The following is a 2351-nucleotide window of genomic DNA, read 5'->3' on the forward strand; positions in this document are numbered from 1 at the left end:
GTCGACAACGCATATGGCGACCGAAACCTCGTCTGCACATGCCCCCCAATGGACGCATACCAAGACGCCGCGGAATAGGGAACCGGGCATAGCAATCCGCCTTTTGCCCTGGCGGATTGAAATCCAAGAAAGAGGGCAGCGTCCTGCGAGGCGCTGCCTCTCGTCAATTCGATGGAGGAACAATGAAACACTATGTCCTCGCAAATGATCGCCCCAACCTGGCAACGACCGGGCCGGAGGTTCCCGAAAGACTAAAACACATCGATGTTATCCTCAGCGACACGCGGGCGCTGGCATCGGCTGAAATCGTCGTCGAGTTCTATCAAGCTCTGAACAGCCTGGTCGAAAACTGCTCTTACGTCGTCAATCTCCGGGTGTCCGGAAATGACTCGGTCGGCGGGCCTCTTTATTGGACAGGTCGGACGGCGATATTTTGGGGCGACCTGGAGAACAACTGGGACGTCTCCGGTCCGCGCAGAAGCTGGATTTCGCAAGTTCTCAACCTGTCTTCAAGGACCGTTCTGGTCGGCGGAGCTGTCCTGCTGCTGGTGCAACTGGGCAGAGCGGGCCGAAACATCGTTGCGGTTCATCCCAACTTTGCTGCGGCCGCGCTGGAAAGCGGATTGGAAAGCTGCGGTGCGGCAACCCATCTGGCCGCCGACGGGCACCCCCACAGCGCAACCAGCAGACTGAGCGCGTTGCGGCTGTTGTCCGAATTCGTGTCCATGGATCACGGAGAGCATATAGCGGACGCACTGCGCAGCTATATTGGTCTGACCGAACCCACGCAAAAACACGAAAGCAGGTTGGCTGCCCGGTTGGTGCACAGGGCAAAGGGTGATCTTTTGGTGGTGCGTACTTTGGATGCGATGCAGGAAAACATCGAAGATCCTCTGACGATTTCCGATCTTTCCCGTTTGCTCAAAACCTCGACGCGGCAGCTGCAACGACGGTTCCTGAGCAAAACCGGTGCAAAGCTTCTTTCCACGTACAAGGAGCTTCGTCTGGAACGGGCGCAGAACCTGTTGCAGTTCACGAACATGTCGCAGATCGAAATCTCGGCAGCCACTGGTTTTTCATCGACCGTCGCTTTGAAACGTGCGTTTCAACGCTGCTACAAAACCAGCCCGGATGATGTGCGCGACCGTCGGTTCATGGGGTCGATGGCGCCGGAAGGATCCTAGCACTTCTTCGACGTGCGCAACGGGCGATACTATCGCGTGGGCAGTTTGCCCACGCAGCTTTGGTTTGGTTCACGCCGCAGCAATCTGGCTTGCCTTTTCCACCAGCACTTCGGCCTGACGGATCGAGGCGTAATCTATCAGCCGGCCGTCCAGCGAAACAGCGCCTTTTCCATCGGCTTCGGCCTCGGCCATGGCGACGAGAATGCGCTGAGCCTTGTTGACCTCGGCGTCCGACGGCGACATCACCTCGTTGGCAAGTGCGATCTGGCTTGGATGAATGGCCCATTTGCCCTCGCAACCCAGAACGGCGGCGCGTTTTGCGGCAGCCTTGTAACCGTCCGGGTCCTGAAAATCGCCAAAAGGTCCGTCAATCGGGCGCAGTCCGTTGGCGCGCGCCGCAACCACCATGCGGGCCAGTGCATAATGCCACATATCACCCCAATGGGTCTGGCGCCCACCGTCCGAATCCGTATCCGTCAAAACAGAGTAGTCCGGGTTCACACCGCCGATGATCGTGGTGCGCGCACGGGTCGAGGCCGCATAGTCGGCCACGCCGAAGTGCAGGCTTTCATTGCGCTTGGATGCTGCCGCAATCTCACTGACATTCTGCATGCCAAGCGCGGTTTCGATGATGTGCTCGAACCCGATCCGTTTTTTGTAACCCTTGGCGTCTTCGATCTGGGTCACCAGCATATCGACGGCATAGACATCAGCAGCCGTCCCGACCTTGGGGACCATGATCAGGTCCAGCCGTTCACCAGCCTGCTCGACCACATCGACGACGTCGCGGTACATGTAATGCGTGTCCAGACCGTTGATCCGAACCGACATGGTCTTGTTGCCCCAGTCGATGTCGTTCAGCGCCTGAATGATGTTCCTGCGGGCTTGTTCTTTTTCATCCGGCGCAACAGCGTCTTCCAGATCAAGGAAAATAACGTCCACATCGGATTTAGCTGCCTTTTCGAACATTCCGGGTTGGCTGCCGGGTACGGCCAATTCACTGCGGTTCAGACGGGCTGGGGCTTGGTCAATGGAATGAAAACTCATGGGTTCGGGTCCTTCGTCTTACAGGTTCGGATAGATCGGGAAGCGTGCGCAGAGGTCTGCGACTTCGGCCTTGACCTTGGCTTCGACGGCGCCGTTGCCGTCTTCGCCATTGGCAGCCAG

Annotated in this window: 2 protein-coding genes; one reads left to right on the top strand and one right to left on the bottom strand. The window is 58.0% G+C overall.

The genetic code is table 11. The features are described from left to right. Positions 1-182: 182 nt before the first annotated feature. The gene (locus tag AC2FFD_RS22205; protein WP_496874160.1) at positions 183-1184 is read left to right on the top strand and encodes a helix-turn-helix domain-containing protein; all 1002 of its coding nucleotides are present in this window, start codon (positions 183-185) and stop codon (positions 1182-1184) included. A gap of 69 nt (positions 1185-1253) precedes the next feature. On the opposite strand, the gene AC2FFD_RS22210 is transcribed toward AC2FFD_RS22205, so the two are convergent. After that, complete coding sequence (locus AC2FFD_RS22210; RefSeq protein ID WP_257601335.1) at positions 1254-2231, bottom strand: HpcH/HpaI aldolase/citrate lyase family protein; 978 nt, start codon at positions 2229-2231, stop codon at positions 1254-1256. Positions 2232-2351: the final 120 nt, after the last annotated feature.

Source organism: Ruegeria sp. YTSC002 (assembly GCF_059609845.1).

Excerpts from the sequence above, each read along its gene's own strand:
- AC2FFD_RS22210 (WP_257601335.1), bottom strand. The coding sequence starts at position 2,231 with ATGAGTTTTCATTCCATTGACCAAGCCCCAGCCCGTCTGAACCGCAGT.
- AC2FFD_RS22205 (WP_496874160.1), top strand. The coding sequence starts at position 183 with ATGAAACACTATGTCCTCGCAAATGATCGCCCCAACCTGGCAACGACC.